This window comes from Candidatus Micrarchaeota archaeon, assembly GCA_021163225.1.
Lineage (GTDB): Archaea > Micrarchaeota > Micrarchaeia > Anstonellales > JAGGXE01 > JAGGXE01.
The window spans coordinates 1-20,779 of sequence record JAGGXE010000055.1; the positions used below are offsets into that span (position 1 = coordinate 1).

The following is a 20,779-nucleotide window of genomic DNA, read 5'->3' on the forward strand; positions in this document are numbered from 1 at the left end:
CTCACCTTCTCACCCAGAATCTTCTTAAATCTGGAGATCTCTACCGACCACCCCTCCCCCCACATCTTCTCTCCTACTCATACTTTCCCCCACATCTATACATCTACCTTTCAATAACCCAAACTCCCATCAGTAGACCTTCAAATTAATATTTTATACTATAAAAATTATACTATAGGTTAAAAATAATAGGGTTAAATTTAAATTTGTAACCCTCCCATATTCAAACATGTTTGAGTTCTATCCGCGATTGCTGACCGAACGTTTCAGAAAAGCGTTAGCCGATAAAAGGGTTGTTCTGCTGAAGGGACCGCGTCAGTCGGGCAAGACCACGCTGATGAAAATGCTTCTGTCAGAAGTGGGCGGTACGTACATCGATTTTACTCAGGAGACGTGGGCCGAGAGGTTCGGTAGGGACCCGCTTTCATTTTCGGATTTTAAACCGCCTCTTTTTCTCGATGAAATCGGTTATGTAGAAAACGCCGGTAGGTCTTTAAAAACCCTCTATGACACCTACGGGACCAAGGTCGTTGTCAGCGGTTCAGGTGCGTTTGATGTGAAGTACAACATATCCGGCTACCTGGTGGGACGGATGATCTCTTTGACTTTGTACCCGCTTAATTTCGACGAGTTCGTTCTATGGAAGGACCCTTCCCTTTACGACTGGTACAGGAAAATAAAGGAGAAGTTGTGGGGATATCTGCTCGGTAGAGGAACCGTGCCCGACCTACCCGACGTTCCTAAACTAAAGGAGTACTACAAGGAGTTTACCGTGTTCGGAGGTTATCCGGACGTGGTAATCAATCGGGACAAAGAGGGTCGGATTAGAAGCATAATAGAGACCCAGTTGGAGAAGGACCTGTTCCGATTGTTCGATATCAGGGATAAACTGAAGTTCCGTCGATTGCTTAAACGGCTCGCTTATAACACGGGGAGTCTGCTGAACATCCGTAATCTCAACGTCAATTACAAAACATCCTGGCGATACATCAGCATAATGAATGCCGAATATCTCATCGAACTTTTACCTCCCTATCATAAGAACATTGCCACAGAACTAAGGAAAACGCCGAAACTGTACTTTTACGACTTAGGCGTTGCGAACCTGTTGGCAGAATCCAGATTGGGTATCGGGGCGGTCAACGAAAACTTTGTGTTCATCCAACTTCATACGAGGTTCGGTGTCGATAGGTTACGGTTCTGGAGAACGTTAAGCGGTGCAGAGATCGATTTTGTAGTCGTCGATAAAGGTAGGCCGTTGCTACCGATCGAAGTAAAAACATCAAAACACAGAAGCAGGGCGGTTTGGGGTTTTCTGGATGCGTACAAACTTAAGAGGGGCGTGGTCATAAGCGACTACGTAGAAGTGAAGAGAAGGGGGACAAAAGAGGTGTTACATCTTCCGATATGGTGGGTCTGAATTTCTGAATTGTTCCGTGGCCGAATCTCCGTTCTAATCGGTTAAATTAACACTATAAAATTTATACTAAGGGTTAAAAATAATAGGGTTAAATTGAACCTTTTTCTTTGAAACTTTTCTCGGACGGTTTACCGATGTTCGGAGAATGTGCGGCTGTTGCGTCGTCTTCGCAAAGGTATAAAAATCTTGCGTTTTTATCTTCTATCATGAACCCTGCGAAAACGCGTAAAACGAAAACCGGTCGTTCAAAACGTACGAAGCAAAAGGCAAAGGTTCGGTCTGCCAGAAAACGGTCCGTCAGCGGTTCTGTAAAGAAATCGGGTGGGATGGAACCTGTTCAGCTCCTTGATTTTAATGCGGTGGTGGTTACAAGTAAATCCGGACCTGTTGTCAACGGATGCACGGTCTCATGGATCACCCGGTTGTCTTTTGACCCGCCGATGGTAGGTATCGCTCTGGCTAACGAACGGTTCACCAGAAACGTTATCGTGGAGAGCGGCAAGTTTGCGGTTAACATCCTTGATAAGAAGGATTGGGAGATCGCAAAGTACTACGGTACGGTTTCCGGTAAGAAGATAGACAAATCCAAGAAGTATCCCTACGAGGTGACATTGCACGGTAATCCAGTACTCAAGAAGGCTATAGCCTATTTGGAGTGCGAGGTTGTCGATAGGTATCAGACCGGTGATCATACGTTCTTTGTTGCAGAGGTAGTCAACCAGGTTAACCTGCGTAAAGGCACCCCGTTAACACGTCAGGACCTACGCAAAAAGGGTATCTAGTTACAGAAGCAGGTTTGTTCAGGATATAACCTTCGATATGAATTCCCGGTCTTCTACGGTAGGTAATAAGGAATCCGGTTGTTTCAGGATGGCTTCTTTATGCAGGTTGTATAACGTCTTGAACACCCGCACTACCGTTTTAAGAGGTGTTTTTACCTTGCCCTTACTGTACAGAACCTCCCACATATCCTCATTAGGGATGATGTGTAGGTGATAAACAACATGTCTGTATTCGTTTATGATGTTCTGTTTCAGAACCTCGTCGTCCACTTTGATACGTTCGTACAACGCATCGACAAAATTCTCCCATGCCTTGAACACCTGCACGACCCCCTGTTTAGACACGATGTGAACGTTCCTGTCCTTCATCTCATCACGGAACCTTGTCCATTTCCCTGTCCGCGGCAGGTATCCGTAACGTTCGAAGAACAGCAACCCCTGTCCGATGATTCTTTCTTTGGTTTTTTCTGACGATACACGTCCCAACGGGTAAACCTGTTTAAGTTTCTTCTTCAGTCTTTTCCAGCCGATGTGTCTGACGACCCAATGCAACGACGGTAGTTCCCCGTCGGCATTGATCTCCTTCCAGTCCCGTCTTCGCGGATAACGTCCGTGTTCCTCGGTAAACCTGAGCATAGCGTTGAACACCTTTCTTTCCGTTTCCCTGTAACGCCATCGCCAGGCATATGTACCCGCTCTCTCACCGATCGCTTCGTACATGAACGCGCTCCACGAACCCCACTGTTCTATGATCCAGGGCAACTTCGGAAGACCCTTCCATGTCGCGAGCGAGTTCCATTGGATTCGTTTGATCACATGGTGGTACAAATCGAAATGTTCTCTCACGAACTCCAACACCTTCTTCTTCATCTCTTCATCGGTATGTTTATCGTGCAACGGAGGAATCTTAGAAAAAGACCTTTTCTTCTCAGAAACCTTCTCCGATTCCTTCTTCATCCGTTTTGTTTTCGGCGGTTTTGTTTTCGGCACGTTTCCGACGGATTTCATGGTGTTTATTTTGGTAATTTGAGTATAAAAATGTTTGCACCGAAAACATGCACCGAAGAACCTGGAAAAACGATATAATGAGAACAGATAGGTGAGGAAGGTACACCCGGGACGGGCTCCTCCTCACCTCCCACAACCCCGTTATCGGGCAATTGGTAATAAAGCGGAGTAAGTTTTAAAACGATTTCGCAGATTGTTCATGTTCATTCATTTTTAATAACATTCTACTTTTAACAACGTTGCACCTGTTGTCTGTTGGTGCGGGTTGTTTGTTACAGGTCGGGGGCACCGTTACGTTTTAATAGAAGTTTACAGAAATTCGAAGTATGGGTTTGATCCGTCTTCTTCCGGAAGATGTCAAAGAGAAGATCGCAGCCGGCGAAGTTATCGAACGACCCGTTTCCGTGGTTAAAGAACTTATCGAAAACTCTTTAGATGCAGGGAGTACCGAGATACGGATATACATCGAACGCGGCGGTAAACGTTTGATCCGTGTCACGGACAACGGGAGAGGCATGGATCTCGACGACCTGCGTAAGTGCGCGCTCAGGTATGCTACCAGTAAGATCGGTTCGGAATCCGACCTACACAGAATATCCACGTTAGGGTTTCGCGGTGAAGCGTTGGCGAGCATCGCTGCGGTCGGTGAACTGACCGTTTCTTCCAGGACGGAAGTGGGCGATCACGGTTTTGAAGTCAGGTACGACGAGCACGGTAACCCTGTGAGCGAACGTCCTGTGTCCATGAACCGCGGGACCTCGGTAGAGGTCCGGAACCTGTTCTCCAGGTTTCCTGCCAGGCTCAAGTTTCTCAAGTCCGACGATACCGAATACGGGTACATATTCGATTTGGTTCGCAAATACTCTTTGGTCAGTCCAGAGGTCGGTTTCAGGTTGTTTCGTGACGGTAAAGAAGTTTTCGTCTCGCCACGCGGAACCTTGCTCGATAAGATAAACTATGCATTCGGCAGAGAAGTTGCCGAGAACGTTATCCCGCTACAGTTTGATAACGAAAACATACGTGTTACAGGTTTTGTATCCAAGGTCGGATACACGAGAAAAACCAAGGATTATCAGGCCGTATTTGTTAACAACAGGTTGGTGAAATCCCCCGAGATAGAAAAAGCCGTTTATACCGGCTACGGTAACCGACTCTTTCTGAACAGGCATCCAGTTTTTGTAATCTGTTTGAACCTGCCTTCCGACCGGTTGGATGTGAACATTCACCCGAGTAAACGAATAATCAAGTTGTTTAAAGAACACGTTGTGCAACGGACTGTTTCGGAAGGGGTGGCACACAGTTTGTCGCAGTACGGTTCGGTCATCACAGATGTGGAGAACGGCCCGAATACTGCGATCCGCAGACCGTTACCTACGGAGGGTCTGTCACCTACGGAGAAAGGATTACATCATCCCGGTGAGACTGACAGGATAGGTCCTGCACATCAGTCACGGCTCGATGGCGTGGTACAGGGACCGTCCTCCGGTGCCGATGTTGCTAAACACCGCGGGTTTCCGAAGCTTAAGGTGCTTGGCCAGGTGAACAAAACCTACATCGTATGTGAAGGTACGGACGGATTGTATCTGATAGATCAGCATGCCGCTCATGAACGGATCAATTACGAACGTTATCTGAAGGAATTGAAAGATGGTGCCGTGTCCGTTCAAACGTTGTTGATACCTTCATTGTTCCGACCGTCTCCTAAGGAAAAGGAAGTTATAACATCTAAATCCGATGTGCTCCGGAGGTACGGATACACCGTTGAAGAATACGGTACTAACATGTATGCGTTGAAAACAGTACCTTTAGTGTTCGGTAAATCCTTACCCCTGCAACTGTTTAGAGACGTTCTCGACGAATTGGGTAGGATGAACAGTTCGAAACCTCTATCGGTATCCGACAATTCCATAGACGAAATCGTTGACGATCGGATAGCTACCAGGTCGTGTAGGGCGTCCGTTAAAGCCGGTGATCCGCTCACCTTGCCCGAGATGGAAAGATTGATAGAACAGTTGTCCGAATGCAGCAACCCGTTCACATGCCCGCACGGCAGACCCACTATCATACGGATGGGATGGAGGGAACTTGAGAAAAAGTTCAAGAGACATGAATGATTAATTCTTTAGAAGATAATTCTCAGAGTTTATGAGAGGTGTCCGGCAAACAATAGCACGGCAGCGAAAGACAGTGAGAGTATTTTTAAATATTGTTTTCCTTATATCTGCTTGAAAGAATTTTTAGTTTGTTATAAATTTGGAAGACAAGGAGGGTTTACCGATGATCACTAAAGACGAATTACGGAAACGGTTTTCTGAGGATTGGAAGAAACATTACGATTTGGAAGTGCTCAGAGAATACGGATTCAAAAGGTTCCGTTGTAAAAAATGCGGTAGATACTTCTGGTCGGTGGTGGAAAGGGACACCTGCGGTAATGAAACGTGTGACGGTTACTCTTTCATAGGTAATCCGGTCGGCAACCCGCACACTTACATCGCATCATGGAAGACGATCGAATCGTATTTCACATCGCACGGTCACAAATCCGTTTACACATATCCGTCGGTAGCCAGGTGGCGTGATGACCTGTATTTTACGATCGCTTCTATATCGGATTTTCAGCCGTACGTGGTCAGAGGTGAGGTCGAACCGCCCGGCAACCCGCTGATCATACCCCAAGTATGTATCAGGTTCGGTGACATATCCAACGTTGGTGTGACCGGTCGTCATTGTACGAATTTTGTGATGGTAGGACAACATGCGTTTAACACGAAGAGAACGGGGTTGTTCTATTGGAAGAACGAAGCCATCGGCCACGATATAGAGATGTTGAAATCTTTCGGTGTACCTTTGGAAGAGATCACGTTTATCGAAGATGTGTGGATGGGCGGCGGGAACTTCGGTCCGAGTATGGAATACTTTGTTCGCGGGTTGGAATTGGGGAACTGCGTGTTTATGCAATACGAAACATTATCCGATGGTTCGACCAGAGAACTCGATACCAAGGTTATAGACATGGGTGCCGGCTTAGAACGGTTTGCATGGGTGACGAACGGTACACCTACGTTATACGATGTTGCGTATGCGGGAGTGGTAGAGCGCATGTTCGAGGATGCGAATATCGATTACGATAGAGGTATTGCAACACGGTTCTGGTCTCTTGCAGGTGCTCTTGACATCGAATCCGGTGAGAAGGCTTTGGAACACGTTAAGATGGAGATCTCTTCTCAACTGTCTATGCCGTGGGAAGATATCGTTGCAGAGGTCAGACCTTATCAAGCGGTATATGCGGCAGCAGACCATCTGAAAACGTTGTTGCTCGCTGTTACTGACGGGCAACTGCCCAGTAATTCCGGTGGCGGTTACAACCTTCGTATGATACTGAGACGAACCTTTGGGTTTGATGAACAGTACAACCTTAACCTTGATTATGCCAGGATCATTAAAGACCATGCATCGGTCATTAAACCGTTGTTCCCGCATTATTCAGATGGTGTCGATTCGGTCGTAGCCGTGATCGAAGAGGAGAAGAAGAAATACGTTGCCACGAAAAACAAAGCACGTGCAAAGGTCAGGACGGTGATATCCAAGTACGGTGATAAGGTACCGGTGGAAGTGTTGGTCAGACTTTACCAGAGTGATGGAGTATCACCCGAACTACTTGCGGCTGAAGCTAAAACTGCAGGCGTTGATGTTGAAGTGCCGGCGAATTTTTACGACCTGGTTAAACAGAGGGAGGAGGTAGAAGAAGTGAGTCATCATGAGATAGATGTGTCGGAATTCGATGAAACGATAAAAAAATATTACGAAGACCTGTTCGAGATGGATGCCACAGTCATCGGTATAAAAGAGAGTGCTGTGATACTCGATAGAACTTGTTTCTATCCGGAAGGCGGAGGTCAGGTGGGTGACACAGGATACATCGATGATGTCCGTGTAATAGATACAGTTATCAGAAACAAAGTCATTCTCCATATGATAGACAGTAAGGATATCGGAAAACTTAAAACGGGTCAGAGGGTTCATATTCGGATCGATAAGGATCGACGTCGTCAGATAACATTGCATCACACAGGTGTGCACCTCATCAACGCGTGCGCGCGGGAAGTGTTGGGGCCGCATGTATGGCAGGCGGGTGCTTACAAGGATGAGGAGAAAGGTCAGATCGATATCACCCATTACAAACGGATCACCGATGAGGAGTTGGACGCGATTGAACGGTTGGCGAACCGTTACATCCGAATGAACCTTCAGATCGTTATAGAGGAACTGGAACGTACTCAAGCAGAACAGAAGTACGGGTTCAGGATCTATCAGGGCGGTGCGGTGCCCGGAAAACGTTTGAGGATTGTCAGTATCGATGACATCGATCACGAGGCATGCGGCGGTACACACCATATGATCAAAAACCTTGGTGAATTGGGTTTTCTCAAAATTGTCAGACGTGAGACCGTTAAGGACGGTGTCGAACGTATTATTATAAAATGCGGTGATGCGGCAGTACGTTACGTTCAGAGGAGGGAAAAGATACTGCGGGATGTTGCAGGACTGATGAAGTCTCCGGAATCTCAACTCGTTCGGTCAACCGAGAGGTTTGTGAACGAATGGAAACGGTTGAAAAAGGAGGTTGACAAACTCAGACAGACCGTAGCCGAATCCAAGTTCAAAGAGATCGTTTCGAATTGCAAAAACGTTCAGAATCGGATAGTAGAAATCGAACTCGACCTGGACAAGGAGCTTATGAGTAAGATAGGTCAGATGATTACGCAGTCCGACGAACCGCTCAATCTAATCCTTATAAACAGGGAAACAGGAGATGTGGTATGCGCGGTAAGTAGAACGTCCGGTCGCGATGTTTCCGAACTTGTTGAAACAGTTATCAAAAAATACAACGGAAAAGGCGGAGGCAAAGGCAGGTTAGGATTCGTTAAAATACCCGTCCGTTAGGAGCTTAAGACCGGTTGCCGTTCCGTATGAACGGTCGAAACTCAATCGATCAACCATGAGTATACGTGTGCGGTCGTGTACATCATCAATATGAAACGCAACGTTTTACCTATAAAACACGCTATGAAAAATTTCCAGTAAGGCATCTTGACCGCACCGGCAGCGATCCCGGCTAAATCGAACACCGGGTTCGGCACGAACGCGACAAACACTATGGCAAGCGGTCCGTAAACATGCAACATTCTTTTATGTCGTGTGATAATACCGTCCTTGTCTTTGTAAACGATCCGTCTACCGCTCAACCCTGCAAAATAACCTGTCGATTCGCCTATGGCGCTTCCCAACCCTGTAATGACCCCGAGAATTATCGGGTCCAATCGTGTAGCCATCCCCAGGATAACCGTCCACGTCGGTAAAGGAAGTATAACCGTTGAACTTCCGATGAGTGAAATAAGGAACGCTCCAAAATAACCTAATGCGCGTAAACTGGATGTTAAACTTTTTGCAAACAGACCCAATACTATCGTTAGCGCAACGATACCTGTAAGGAAAAATAGCGAGGAAAAGGATATTCTATTGTTGTTTTTTGTTGCGTTTTTACTTTTTCTTGGGCTTCGGTTTTCGGTTTGTTTGTTTGACATCAGGACCGCCTTTCTTAGTTCCCTTATGTTTCAGGTCTTCTTCCATCGGTTTAGCGAAGACGTCTTCCCGTATCTCTGGTTTTATCTTCCTGAACGAGACAAAAGACCTGCCTTTCGGGTCGTAAACGATCAACTTCTCTTTTTTGAGTTTCTCAAGGATCAATGCGATCAGAACCATGAACGAATCAGCATCGATCTCGTATTGTATCGAAAGTTTGTACGCACGTTCCATAAGGTCGATCAGATGTTTCATGAATGCGGCATCGAGTACGGTCTTGCCCTTACCTGCGCTTCGCAGTTTTTCTATCAAAATCATCTTTGTTAGTTCCAACTCTTTCTGAACCTTACGCAGTTCCGCAGTGTTTTTCAAGATTCTGATACGGAACGTCTCCGCAAGGTTTGCTATCGTGTCCCATGAGAGTTCCTGGATATTCTCGGCCAATGCTTTAGGGACCTTTTCACGGTATTTGACCCTGTACTCCTTCAGCAGTTCTTCGATCTCCTGCTCTTTTTCAACCGGTTCGTGTTCCATGGTTCAGATATTAAAACCATATATTTAAATGGTTTTGCACTTGAAAAATTATTTCTGTGCCGGAGCAGAATTTGAACGGTGAACAGAACTTCTCGGAACGATTATGGTTCCGTCGTCACCGCTAAGTGCTTCGTAGTCACCGGTCATATAAAGGTAACCTGTATAAGCGCACATTACCGCGTCGAGTTGGTCTTGCGATAGGTCACGCGCCAGTGCGGACTCGGGTTTCAGACCGACATGTTTGAAAAAACGTATTATCGCAACCGTATCCTTGCGCGGTACACCGAACACATCGTAACCCGCACCCGGAAACACTTCGATCACTTTTATTCCCATCCTCTCGACCTCTTTTTTCAACTGCATCCCCCGTGTTGTCAACTTCCGCATAGGACCGAGTGTGATCGGGAAGAAACGTATCCGTCTTTCTCTCAGCATCAGGTCGCATTGCCGGTAATGAGACCCACGTCTGTCATCTACGGTGACACGGTCTTTCGGGATACTCAACGGTGCGTCTATTGCGACCAGATCAGGATGATCCCTCTCGACCGATGTTAAAATCTCTTCATCGGTGTAGAAGATAGCGATCTTTCGAATATTCAACCCGTGCAACGTACAGTAACCGGTCGGTCTGTTCGGAGAACCAGCCAGGTCTATACCTACCACAACAGGTTTTTGAGAACACCGTTTTCTGCGGAGCGACATGCCTTTATATTCGGTTTGAGAAGTTTTAAATCTTCTTTTTAAATTTTTTGTGTCGCCTGTGGGGATTATTTATGAACTGGTCTGGGGTCTTCTTCAGTTCGTTGTTATACTTACGAACACGGTTTATCATTACGTGCAGTTTTTTAATCACACGTTGGTATTTGTCAAAGTTTCTCTTGGGATTCTTGTCACCGTGAAAATCTGAACCGACCGTTATGCCGACCTTCCGTCTCCTTGCCATCATCATCAGTTCTTTACACCGAACCCTGTTATCCGGGTGTATGACTTCTATGCCAGATAAACCTTGGTCTATGAGCGTGTGTATGACTTCCTCTCTCACTTTTGATTTCCCGGGATGCGCCAATACCACCGGTGAACCCATTCTTTTGCTGAAGGCGATTACATGCTCAGCATCTATGAACGATGCGTCAATCATTTCTTTAAAGTTATTAATCAATAGGTTGATCAGATCCTTCTCGCTCTTTATCCTTTTATCTTTGATAAAATATTCAAGGTTTTTCGGATGCGTCCAGATCTCATGAACGAACCTGAGTAGGGATCCGTAGATATCGCTACCCCTAACGAACGATTCGATCTTACGGTCGACCATCGATTCGTATTCATCGTCGGAGAGTTTTGCTAACAACCGCGAATACCTTGGAACATGTTTGCTGTGCAACACGTCATCCATGCTGTATCCGAACTTCCTGTACAATTCTTCCGGTGTTATTATATGTAATCTTCTGAACATGCAGAATTCGTTGAACATAAGTTTTAACAGTTCCTTATGTCTAACATTGAGATTGGTTATGAATGTTTGAACTTCCCTCTCTTCCGCAGGAAGGTCGTACATGATCAGATGGACGCGTTTTCTCTTTGTCTCTCTATTCCGTTGATAGGTTACAACCGCGGTTGTTTCCATACCGTAATGTATATCCAGCATGTTATCCTCTTCAGCGATCTTTATTTCATTTTGAACGAATGATGGTAGCACAGTGTCATGATCGACAAATCCGATAACCTTGATAACCGGTTTCGGATGGTTGAGTTCCCTGATCAGATGGATAAAATCCAGAGGGTCTATATACGCATCGTAGGAACCGAAATATTCCGCTCTTTCGTTACCTACATAAATCAACCTCTGTGTGTGGACATGGAGGTCTGTCGAATAAAGTTGATTGTCAACGATCGGGTCGTGGAGCACCGAACGTTTTCTGGACATGTTTTAATTTATGAATTAATATGTATATAAATATTTAGTTGTATTTTAACTCTCTCCGCATCTCTCTTACCCGCTTTGGAGTTTATTCCCATGTTGTTTTGCCTTTTTTCAACGAGAGGAAGTATGAATAATTCTGATCAACCGAATTTGTAAAAGTTTCCGGCATCTTAACGCTGAAACGGTCCGGGTGCGATTCGGAAGTATGCTGTATAGAAAAACATTTAATTGATACGATTTCATAAAACTCTCTGTCTACGACACTTTGGTGATTGACATGTGCGGTATAATCGGATACATAGGCAAAGATAACGGTGTTCAACTCGTTTATGAAGGTTTGATCAGGTTAGAGTACCGGGGGTACGATTCGGTCGGTATAGGGTTCAAGGACGAAAACGGTAAGATTCATGTGGTCAAATCCGTGGGCAGGATCGAAAGAAGCGCAGTTGCACCGGATATGCCGAACCTCGAATCTAAGATCAGAAATGATGACGGGACGTTTAAGTATTCATCGCACATTGTGATAGGGCATACACGGTGGGCAACACACGGCGAACCGAGCGAACGTAACGCGCATCCGCATGTGAGTACGGGCGGACGGTTTGCCATCGTTCACAACGGTATCGTAGAAAATTATCAGGTGCTGAAGAAAGAATTGGTCGGTAAAGGGTACCGTTTTGAGAGCGAAACGGATAGTGAAGTGATAGCCCATCTCATAGATTTCTATTATGAAGGAGACCTGTTAGAGGCGGTGGAGAAGGCCGTGAAAAAACTCGAAGGAGCGTACGCGTTTCTCGTGCTCTCGGAGACGGACGATACGATAATAGGGGTCAAATGCGGGTCACCGCTCTGTCTGGGTATCGGCGAAGACGAATTGTTCGTGGCTTCCGACGAAACACCGTTTGTGGGCAGGGCGAAAAATGTAGTTTATCTGGACGACCGGGAACTCGTAGTGATGAGGATGCACGGAGATTACGAAATCAAAACGTTCGAAGGTTTCGACATCGAAAAGGAACTGCAACCCGTTCCCTACGATATCGAAGCGATAAGTAAAGGCGGTTACGACCATTACATGCTTAAGGAGATACACGAGCAACCTGTTACGATACGTAATGCTTACGTTTCACGGATCGATCATCTCGACACCTTACTCACAGACAACTTTGTCGGGTTACCCCGTAACATAAACCGTGTGATATATCTCGGATGCGGTACAAGTCTGTACGCGGGAATGGTAGGCATGTACATCACAGAGAAGTATGCGGCTATTCCGTCACGTGCAGAATACGCTTCCGAATTCATCTACCGTAACCCGGTATTGTTTGCCAACGATGTGGTACTGGCCATATCTCAATCCGGCGAAACCGCGGATACTAAAGAGGCACTACGGATAGCAAAGGAAAAGGGCGCGTACGTAGCGGGTATAGTTAACGTAGTAGGTTCACAGATTGCACGACTGGCAGGTAAAGGTATGTATCTTCATGCCGGACCGGAGATAGGTGTAGCGTCCACAAAAGCGTTCACTTCCCAGGTTGTAGCGTTAAACCTATTCAACATGTTGCTTGTTGACGACCCGGAATACCGACAACGAATCAAATCAGCGATGAAACGGTTGCCTGAGCAGGTCGAATCAACCATTGTTCGAACAGAAGGATTGGTCAAATCTATCGCGCCCGATTTGGCAGGTTATAAGAATTTCTTGTACCTGGGTAGAGACATCAATTATCCGGTCGCTCTGGAAGGTGCGTTGAAGATGAAAGAGATAGCGTATCTTCATGCTGAAGGCTATTCTTCCGGTGAGATGAAACACGGTCCCATAGCGTTAGTGGACGATTCTTTGTTATCCGTGTTCATCATTACCGGTGAAGAAACGATATATAAGAAAACATTGAACAATCTATTGGAGATCAAAGCCCGGAAAGGTCGCGTGCTGATCATAACTGATAACCCTACAGAGGTGAGAAGGTATATCGATGAGGATGACATCGTGATACCCGTGCCTAAGACAGAGCCACAACTCAGTCCGATCATCAATGTAGTCCCTCTTCAACTGATGGCTTATTATGTGGCACGTCATTTGGGTCGCGAAATCGATAAACCGCGGAACCTTGCTAAAAGTGTAACGGTTGAATGAGATACCGGTCGGTCAAAAAGATATTCTGCTGATGGAAGGGGAGAGAAAAGTTTGCGTGGTCCTATGAAACTGCTGGTGACTACGAACTGGGGTTGCGAGGATGCGGTCAGGGAAGAACTTGCTCGGTTCGGTTATACGGATACCGAAACTGTTACACGGGCAAAGATAGAGGTCGAATCAAAGAACAGGGTTGACGAAGATATCGTAAAACTCAATCTTCTCATGCGTCAGGTAAACCGTGTCCATCTCGTTTTGGCATCGGATAGGATCGAAAACCTGGAGGACATCTACAGAGTCGTTAGTGGTACGGATTTCGAACCGTTCATCCGACCCGACCAATCGTTTGCCGTTCGCGGGGTACGACACGGTGACCACGGATTCACATCTATGGATATCGCGGCCAGGTCTGGTGCGGCAATAATCGACAGTTACCGACAGAGTACCGGTAAAAGGTTGAAAGTAGATTTGGATGACCCAGATGTAGAGTTCTATGCGTTCTTGAAGGATGACCTGTTCTATCTGACGATCAACACGTCCGGCGAATCTTTGCATAAACGGTATCCGCGGCCGTACCAGCATCACGCACCGTTGAAAACTACCATTGCCGCCAGTTTGTTATGGATCTCGGGAATAAGATGGGGGTTGGCCGGAAAGATCTATTCGAAAATTCCCTACCGTACAGTGCTGGACCCGATGGCAGGGGGAGGTACTATACCGATAGAGTTAAGGTTGATAGAGAGACAAGTGTTGGCCGGACGGTTTCGCGACGATTACGCATTCAAACGGTTGAGTTTTGTGGATTGGCAACCTGTAGCCGAACGTCTCGGACATGTTGAGGATCCGAAAGAACCGGTTGTAGACGTGATAGGTGCGGACCTATTCGAAAAAAACGTTACGGGCATGAAGGATAACGCAGAGGCGGTTGGTGTACGGTTCCGTATAATGAAAGGTGATGCGCGCGAGTTGGATTATCTGGACACAACTGTTGACCTCGTGGTAACAAACCCGCCGTACGGTCTGAGAGTGGCAAGCAAACGTACCGTCATCGACCTGTACCGACGGTTTGCAGAGGCTCTCAAAAGGCATCGGATCCCGAAGGTCGTACTTCTCACATCGGAAGGTAAACTGATGGAGAACTGTCTGCTTGATAACGGTTACGAAATTCGATCAAAGAATATCATGTACGGCAACCTTCCTGCAAAGATCATTGTTGCACAGTGTTGACCTCACAACAGTTCATACCGGTACCCCGGTCATGCGTCTGCGGGAATGTTTACGTTTTGCATAGCAGTATTCCCGAATATCCGCAGTGAACAGACCCAACATCAATGCTGCGTAGAACTCTCTGTAAGAATAACCTCCCCTACGGTCGATAACCCTCTGTACGTACCCTTGGTAACCGCTGTAATAGAGTTCCTCTAACCGGTTGTAAGCGATTAACGTATCCCGTCTGGGTTGCCGTTGAGCCAGGTTCACCAAAACATCAAGATATAGTAAGGGATGAAGATCTCTCCTCAAGGATTCGATCGCTTTGAGATGTTGATAAATGTAGTAGGTGCGCAGTTGATCCGTTCCCAGAGACCTTCTCAGAAAACCGGAATCCGTGACGCTGTTATCCCCAACGCTTACTTTAAACCCGAACCTCGTTCGGTAATCCCTCATAAGTTTGTTGGCGTGACCTATATAGTCAAACATCTCGCGAATACCTGGCCATTTGTTGACGATGTCCCTGTACAACTGTTTACCCATAACCGAATGCGTTCCCATGTATCTGTAAGGCTGCGTCTCGCCCTCTCTTATCATTTCCCTGACCATGATGATCAACTTCTTGATATGAAGGGCATCTAACGACCTCGGTAGATACCTCTCCTTTATCTCTCTTTTTCTCACTCTCAAAAAGTCTTCGGTGGGCATAAGAAGGATCTTTTCGGCAACGATACTATCTAATTTTTCGGTAAACTCAGGATACTGTTTTATCAACCTTGTGAAAGCGTCGAGAGATATCCCGAAATACCCTTGTTTAAACATGGCCGTTATTCGGGGGAACCCTCTGTACCGTATCAGTCGGGACATGACGATCTCCATCGCCCTTCTATCTATTGCGTCCTGTATCCACTCAGGCAGTTTACCGTGGGATGCGAACTCTCTTAAGAATTCTTCCTCTGGCATTCTCAGCACCTTGAGAACCATTGCAACCTTCACTCTGTTGTTGTCGTGAGTGTCCATGCGAAGATATCTCTCTATGTCGGCTATGGAGGTGTTGATGGTTCTCGAAAGTTTTGTAAAAGAAGGGATACCGTCTATCTTTTCCAGACCATCCAAAATCTCTCTAATAAGGGCTTCTTTTCTCTCTTTCTCGGACTTTTTCTTCATACGTATCAGTACACCCATATTCTTTGTTAGGACGGGCCGGAATTTAAACAATTCGGTAACTCTGGTTCTGTAGAAAACCTTCCAAATGAAAAAAGTTTTGCTATATGAGAGGTCTCTTTCCAAACTCAGATACATCCTTTCCTAAGTTTTCTCCATTCTTACTTTTGGGAAGAGTTCCGATACCCTGTAACCTAACTTGAAGCATGTCTTCATAATTAGTATGAGGATATGTTGGCTGGTGTTGAGTATACCATCGTCGGGGGGTGTGGTTGGAGCAGGTCTCAGAACATACAACCTTTACTAAAGAATTAAAAATGATTTCTACAGAGCCGGTAACTCTCTGCCGTGCTTCTTTGCGAACAGACGACATCTTAACGCCGAAACTTAACGCTGAAACATTTTAGAATAGAAGGATTTTATATCCTGATAACGCGTAATTTAAGAAGGAGAAGTATCAACAGAAAGGCGTTCAACCCGATCGATACCAATGCTAGAACGGTCGTTGTTTCCTGTTCCTTTTTTAGAGATTGAAACTCCTTCGAAAGCGAATCGATCTCTGCGGTCAGGTTTTTGTTATTCTTTTTTATCGTTTGGAGTTCCGAGTTCAGCGCCATGTAATTCGTTTTCATAAAATCCTTCAGATCCGATGAGGTGGATATTGATGTATTTAACAGTTGTTCGATCGAAGAATTGATAAACTCAGTCGTAGCACTGATTTCTTCTGTTTTAGTGTTGATGGATTCAACGGATTGATAAATCTGAGATACGGAACGGGTAATGTTTTCGGATTCGGAAGACAGTATTGATGTCAAAACATCCGATTCCTCAGACACAACATCGAGAACCGGGGTCAGGTCTACAGTTCTGTTCTCGTATTCCCAAACCTTCCTCGCTATCTTCTCATAGTTGACCGATGATGATCCGCCCCCTCCACCGCCGCCTGCAGATAATACCACTATCTCAGCGGTATCAGTTGCGTTATACACGTTGTTACCATCATGAACGACCAGAACGGCCTTTATCGTATGAGAACCTACGTTTGTGGACCAACTGAGGTTTGTTGCAGATTCGTTGGTTACGTTTGCGGAATATATGAGTTGGTCATCACCGTACACGGAAAGATTACCAGTCATGTTCGATGCATTGGTAAATATACTGATCGATACTGGATTTGCTACAAAACTACCGTTCTTCGGTGAGACCAATTCTACGTACGCCGAGGGTCGTAGTTCGCGCTGGCCTATTGTCACGTTGTATGACGGAGTATAGTTTCGCACAATGACCCAGTCAATTTTATCGTAAATGTTAGATGCATCGGTGTCTCCGGCGATTCCTATCCACCCGGGTTCGTTAACCGTGCCGGAAACCTCAATGGCCGATGCCAACCAGGATGTTTCTAACGTTATTCCGGAAGTGTTGAAAAGGATTTTCTCGCGGTTCATACCTGCCGGAAACGCACCGTTCATAGTCAAACTTGTACTACCTATCCTGAATGCGATACAGTCGTTACTGGTCGATGTTGAAACGATCACTTCTGCGTTGTTCGCGTATAAAATTGCTGGACCTGTCTTACCGCAGGAACTGTACGGAGTATACGGATCCTGTTTGAACGTAATCTCTACAACTACAGGTAAATAGAACTCGTCGTTAGTTCTTAAAGCGTTGTAATAACATCCTCCTGAACAGCAACCTCCCCAGTTTGAAAATAGATTCAAGTAACCTTTTGATACGTCATAGCTACCAACACTGCCGTATGTGGTCCATTTTGAGGTGTTGAGAGAAGAACCTTCGAAATCGTCAAAAAACAGAAAGACGTCTTCGGGCGAACTTGCATCTGTGTAAGAATCGTTTCCGTAGTACGTGTACAACGAAACAGAACGGTTGAGAACCGGTACCTTGACCCAGACAGTAGCGTTGTCAGCAGTGTAGTTTTCTATCCAATACGGTATCTCCTCTTCTTGTGATCCGTTTAAAAATGTAAATCTCAGGTCAGAGTAATCGTCCTTCATCCCACTATCTTTTTCGATAACTATCGAGAGGGATAGATTTGTTTGTGGTGTTGTTAAAGAAGTGTTGATCGTAATAGGTTTTCTACAGGGAAGCGATTGGTAATACCAGGCATCAGTTAATCCGATTGTAAGTAAAAGGAATATCAAAATTTGCAATGTTTTTGGGTTGCATCGGATATCCATGGTTAACCATTATATCATAAATTTTAAATATGTTTTCTTTAATAACCAATTATCCTACGATTGTAAATAAAACTCAATATGGGAACTGGGTTTTCTGCCGAACTATCTGTCGGACCTATCCATTCTTTGTTATCTTCATATCTCCAAGATAACCAACCTCTCATTCTTTCCCTTCTTACTTCATTTCAAAACTGTGGGTTACATGAGTTGTAACAAGTTGCGGTTTGTTCAGCCCGATGTATGATATATTCTATCTTTCATGATGCCTTTTTACTCATCTCTTTTATTTTTTCTTCTACATCTTTTTTTGCCTTTTCCAATCTGGGTAGCATTCTCTCATATTTTTTCTTTAACCTTTGGAGAAATCTCTTCCCACTCTCGGTTTCAGGTTTTTCTTTATCTATCCATTCTAACACCGCCTCAGCACAGGTGATCGTCAAATCGATAGAGTTTTGTAAATTTTCCAAGATCGCAGTTTGTTCCTTTTGAGGAAACTTTGAACATTCGTCCAGAATAGACCTTACAAGACTGGTGTCAACCAAACTGATGCTTGTCTGAATTTCGTTTACCTTGGTTAAATATTTACTATAGAAAAGTAATACCTCTGTAGTTTCTTCATCCAAAGCTCCCAATATCATTTTAACTGTAACTAAATAACCGAAACTCTCATACGCCTTCTGTTCATTAGCGAACCCTTTTTTGGTAGAATTTTTTATCAATTCATTTCTCCATTCTTTAATCGGCAGTTCTTTAACAAATCTTCTTATCTTATTTTCTACAGTTGCCCTAAGATCTTCCGGGAAAAACTTTTTATCCAAATACTCTGTCAGTTCAAAAGCTGAATTTATACACAATTCTATGTAGTCGCAACGCCGGGCAATCTCAGAATACATTTTGAACAAGTCCATTACAACCTCCGATTCTTCGATTACACGATTTCCGCTGGTTATCATAGGTCCTTCCTTTTCGATTTTTTCCGCTTCTTTAATAAGTGCGTACATCATTAACTGATATCCCGTTATAAATGCCTCTTTGTCTTTCATGAGTTGTCCGATAAAATTAAAGAATAATCCGTCCATATACATGGAAACGTTATTGTCGTACTTTAGTTTTTTCATCTTGAGATAAGATCTTAGTGCATCCCAAGATTTTTTGATGTTTTTTTCGATATTTTCACGTTCATACGGACAATCCGATTGGCCAAGCAATTTAAGACCGAGGTATACGAGATTCGCTTTAAATTGGTTGAGTTCGTTTTCACTCAGATCTTCTCCGTTTTCAATCTTTTCAACAATTTTCTCGTTATACTCCATCGCCTTTTCGATCCTCTTTCTGATTTGTTTCCTTTCATACTTTACCTTGTTCTGGAAAGGCGGCCATGTGAACACCATATACTTTCCTTGTGCGTCAAAGAGTTTTAAGTTGTCTAACATTGCCATCCCAACGCCGGAAAGATAACCCGTTTTGCTTAAAACCGCATTCTCAAATTCTGGAATGTATAACGATGGATAATGCATTGCTACAGCAACTCCTTCAGGATCCGAAATGATTTTTCTTGTAGTATCTATCGTTTCAACAACCTCTTCAACAGTATTATACTCGTATTTCCACCCAAACAATGATAGAAACTTAGTTACTCCCGTATGGAGATATCTTCCTAAATTTGCTATCGGATAAATTGTTTGTAAATACGTTTCTTTCGCGCCATGCCGAAAACGATTCAGAAAGTTACCTTTACCTAACGTAACATTTTGGATAAATCTTATCAGGATATCATATCCGGAAACTACGAACGGCTCCCATTTTTTCTGCGCTAAACTGTATCTTGCATAATAAAAGGAGAGCGTTAAATCTGGGTGGGGATAGAGATACGCATCTGCGGAAATGCCTAACTCAGGGATCAAACTCAATCCTGCCAGGATATAATCTAACTTTTGGGCTCCCGACACTTGTAAACTTAATGGCCCATAACCTATCTTACCATGTAAAGAACCTTTAGAGTTTATACCTCCACTAACAGAAATTCTTGTAGTATCAGTTCCTGGAGTGGCAGTAGTTTCAGTGTATACGTTGGAGTATGCTTCAGAATATGCTTCGTCAACTTTTTTAGGTACCATCTTTAGAATTCGTTGGACCTTCTCATGCTCTTCATAACCTAAATCTTTAAGAAGTTTAGTCACTTGCTCTTGCACAAATTTATCATCGTTTATTTTATCGCGCGGGATGTTTTCTTCAAGCCAGGTTTGGATGAATTTTTTAAAACCATTCTTATCAAGGAAGATTATATCCGCATCGGATTTCATGACTTTACTGTAATAATCATAGTCAATCATGGATTTTAGATTGCACTTTTCCTCGATTTCATCAGAAGATACTATTACTATTTTACCATCCTCCCACTCGGAAACTATACTTTCATACCATGGTTCACCTTTGAATTTATTGATAAAAAACTCCCAAAGTTTGTTTGACAGATCCTCAGATATTTTGTCAAGAGCTATCCGGTATCCGTCAGTTTGTTTTTGAATATAACCCATCAAACCACCACATGAAACAATAGGAAAGGAAGATTTATATAAATTTTCTTGTATGTTATTTCCTTAGGTTTTAAAGAGATAAGAAGTTGGAGGACTATCCACCGTCCTCACACTGAAACATCAAAAAAGATTTCTATTGTTACCCTAATTCTCAGAGTTGACGAATATGGGAAAGGACTTAGGATTTAAGGGTCATGTTAATAATCATCCTGTCAGAATGCAGGTTCAGGTGTTGGAACAGATAAGAATGGGGATGTAAAGAGGTGTGCCAAGAATAGGTGGGTAGAAAGGAGAG

The 20,779-nt window shown here is 44.5% G+C and carries 14 protein-coding genes; 6 read left to right on the plus strand and 8 right to left on the minus strand.

From position 1 onward, the window contains the following. Nucleotides 1–229 precede the first annotated feature (229 nt). The gene (locus tag J7K41_03875) at nt 230–1,420 is read left to right on the plus strand and encodes an ATP-binding protein (GenBank protein MCD6549814.1); all 1,191 of its coding nucleotides are present in this window, start codon (nt 230–232) and stop codon (nt 1,418–1,420) included. A 206-nt stretch (nt 1,421–1,626) separates the two neighbouring features. Continuing rightward, entirely contained in the window at nt 1,627–2,202 is a 576-nt protein-coding gene (locus J7K41_03880; GenBank protein MCD6549815.1) for a flavin reductase family protein, read from the plus strand. 18 nt (nt 2,203–2,220) lie between these two features. Here J7K41_03880 and J7K41_03885 read toward each other — a convergent pair whose 3' ends face one another. Then, nucleotides 2,221–3,210: a hypothetical protein gene (locus J7K41_03885; protein MCD6549816.1), complete on the minus strand. Its 990-nt coding sequence runs from the start codon at nt 3,208–3,210 to the stop codon at nt 2,221–2,223. 326 nt (nt 3,211–3,536) lie between these two features. Between J7K41_03885 and mutL the strand changes: the two genes are divergently transcribed. Continuing rightward, the gene (gene mutL, locus J7K41_03890) at nt 3,537–5,324 is read left to right on the plus strand and encodes a DNA mismatch repair endonuclease MutL (protein MCD6549817.1); all 1,788 of its coding nucleotides are present in this window, start codon (nt 3,537–3,539) and stop codon (nt 5,322–5,324) included. A 139-nt stretch (nt 5,325–5,463) separates the two neighbouring features. Next, entirely contained in the window at nt 5,464–8,154 is a 2,691-nt protein-coding gene (locus tag J7K41_03895; GenBank protein ID MCD6549818.1) for an alanine--tRNA ligase, read from the plus strand. Between the two features lie 41 nt (nt 8,155–8,195). On the opposite strand, the gene J7K41_03900 is transcribed toward J7K41_03895, so the two are convergent. The 4 genes from J7K41_03900 to J7K41_03915 are packed head-to-tail and all read right to left on the minus strand — an operon-like array spanning nt 8,196 to nt 11,251. After that, complete coding sequence (locus J7K41_03900; protein ID MCD6549819.1) at nt 8,196–8,795, minus strand: DedA family protein; 600 nt, start codon at nt 8,793–8,795, stop codon at nt 8,196–8,198. Then, nucleotides 8,752–9,327 carry a hypothetical protein gene (locus J7K41_03905; GenBank protein ID MCD6549820.1) on the minus strand — a complete coding sequence of 192 codons (576 nt, stop codon included), beginning with the start codon at nt 9,325–9,327 and terminating at the stop codon, nt 8,752–8,754. Before J7K41_03905 ends, J7K41_03900 begins: the two co-directional genes overlap by 44 nt. 48 nt (nt 9,328–9,375) lie before the next feature. Next, nucleotides 9,376–10,029 carry a DUF429 domain-containing protein gene (locus J7K41_03910; protein MCD6549821.1) on the minus strand — a complete coding sequence of 218 codons (654 nt, stop codon included), beginning with the start codon at nt 10,027–10,029 and terminating at the stop codon, nt 9,376–9,378. A gap of 25 nt (nt 10,030–10,054) precedes the next feature. Beyond that, nucleotides 10,055–11,251, minus strand: a complete 1,197-nt coding sequence (locus J7K41_03915; GenBank protein ID MCD6549822.1) for a hypothetical protein — start codon at nt 11,249–11,251, stop codon at nt 10,055–10,057. Between the two features lie 274 nt (nt 11,252–11,525). Here J7K41_03915 and glmS point away from each other — a divergent pair, with 274 nt between their 5' ends. Both glmS and J7K41_03925 read left to right on the plus strand, forming a co-directional pair. After that, nucleotides 11,526–13,382 carry a glutamine--fructose-6-phosphate transaminase (isomerizing) gene (glmS, locus tag J7K41_03920; GenBank protein ID MCD6549823.1) on the plus strand — a complete coding sequence of 619 codons (1,857 nt, stop codon included), beginning with the start codon at nt 11,526–11,528 and terminating at the stop codon, nt 13,380–13,382. 63 nt (nt 13,383–13,445) lie between these two features. Continuing rightward, nucleotides 13,446–14,606, plus strand: a complete 1,161-nt coding sequence (locus tag J7K41_03925; GenBank protein ID MCD6549824.1) for a class I SAM-dependent RNA methyltransferase — start codon at nt 13,446–13,448, stop codon at nt 14,604–14,606. Nucleotides 14,607–14,618: 12 nt separating this feature from the next. On the opposite strand, the gene J7K41_03930 is transcribed toward J7K41_03925, so the two are convergent. The 3 genes from J7K41_03930 to J7K41_03940 form a co-directional block, all read right to left on the minus strand. Then, nucleotides 14,619–15,773 carry a hypothetical protein gene (locus tag J7K41_03930; GenBank protein MCD6549825.1) on the minus strand — a complete coding sequence of 385 codons (1,155 nt, stop codon included), beginning with the start codon at nt 15,771–15,773 and terminating at the stop codon, nt 14,619–14,621. 398 nt (nt 15,774–16,171) lie between these two features. Beyond that, complete coding sequence (locus J7K41_03935) at nt 16,172–17,947, minus strand: DUF2341 domain-containing protein (protein ID MCD6549826.1); 1,776 nt, start codon at nt 17,945–17,947, stop codon at nt 16,172–16,174. 257 nt (nt 17,948–18,204) lie between these two features. After that, a complete protein-coding gene (locus J7K41_03940) occupies nt 18,205–20,484 on the minus strand; it encodes a hypothetical protein (protein MCD6549827.1) in 2,280 nt (759 codons plus the stop codon). Nucleotides 20,485–20,779: the final 295 nt, after the last annotated feature.

Coding starts and splice junctions, on each gene's coding strand:
- J7K41_03905 (MCD6549820.1), bottom strand. CDS start 9,327: ATGGAACACGAACCGGTTGAAAAAGAGCAGGAGATCGAAGAACTGCTG.
- J7K41_03940 (MCD6549827.1), bottom strand. CDS start 20,484: ATGGGTTATATTCAAAAACAAACTGACGGATACCGGATAGCTCTTGAC.
- J7K41_03930 (MCD6549825.1), bottom strand. CDS start 15,773: ATGGGTGTACTGATACGTATGAAGAAAAAGTCCGAGAAAGAGAGAAAA.
- J7K41_03915 (MCD6549822.1), bottom strand. CDS start 11,251: ATGTCCAGAAAACGTTCGGTGCTCCACGACCCGATCGTTGACAATCAA.
- glmS (MCD6549823.1), top strand. CDS start 11,526: ATGTGCGGTATAATCGGATACATAGGCAAAGATAACGGTGTTCAACTC.
- J7K41_03935 (MCD6549826.1), bottom strand. CDS start 17,947: ATGGATATCCGATGCAACCCAAAAACATTGCAAATTTTGATATTCCTT.
- J7K41_03900 (MCD6549819.1), bottom strand. CDS start 8,795: ATGTCAAACAAACAAACCGAAAACCGAAGCCCAAGAAAAAGTAAAAAC.
- J7K41_03885 (MCD6549816.1), bottom strand. CDS start 3,210: ATGAAATCCGTCGGAAACGTGCCGAAAACAAAACCGCCGAAAACAAAA.
- J7K41_03925 (MCD6549824.1), top strand. CDS start 13,446: ATGAAACTGCTGGTGACTACGAACTGGGGTTGCGAGGATGCGGTCAGG.
- J7K41_03875 (MCD6549814.1), top strand. CDS start 230: ATGTTTGAGTTCTATCCGCGATTGCTGACCGAACGTTTCAGAAAAGCG.
- mutL (MCD6549817.1), top strand. CDS start 3,537: ATGGGTTTGATCCGTCTTCTTCCGGAAGATGTCAAAGAGAAGATCGCA.
- J7K41_03880 (MCD6549815.1), top strand. CDS start 1,627: ATGAACCCTGCGAAAACGCGTAAAACGAAAACCGGTCGTTCAAAACGT.
- J7K41_03910 (MCD6549821.1), bottom strand. CDS start 10,029: ATGTCGCTCCGCAGAAAACGGTGTTCTCAAAAACCTGTTGTGGTAGGT.